The sequence below is a fragment of the Salmonella sp. SAL4457 genome (genome assembly GCF_046548235.1).
Classification (GTDB): domain Bacteria; phylum Pseudomonadota; class Gammaproteobacteria; order Enterobacterales; family Enterobacteriaceae; genus Salmonella; species Salmonella enterica.
In genome coordinates, this window is record NZ_JBGDZO010000432.1 from 1 (window position 1) to 274 (window position 274).

Annotated in this window: 1 protein-coding gene; it reads left to right on the forward strand. The window is 61.7% G+C overall.

Annotation, left to right across the window (positions count from 1 at the left end; translation table 11 throughout):
• Positions 1-274, forward strand: a 274-nt coding sequence (locus tag ACLJNW_RS24940; RefSeq protein WP_204274420.1) for a hypothetical protein, incomplete at both ends; no start/stop codon positions are given.

Sequence of the window (274 nt, forward strand, 5' to 3'; positions counted from 1 at the left end):
GTCTACAACGATCACGTCTTCGTCGCCGATCCGGCCTTGGGCAACATCAGCTTCACCCGGACGCGCTTCGAGGAAATCTGGGACCAGAACGTCCTGTTCGTGATCTTCCCGAGTGGGCAGGAGCCCCGCAACGCGCTGGCGCTGAACGATCGCGACATGCGCCTGGTGGACGACCGCACCGTCAGCCTGCTGGCGTTCCGCGAGTTTCCGCAGATCAACAAGATCACTGAAAACCAGGTCCGTGAGCTGGGCACTGGTGGCGACGTCATACACC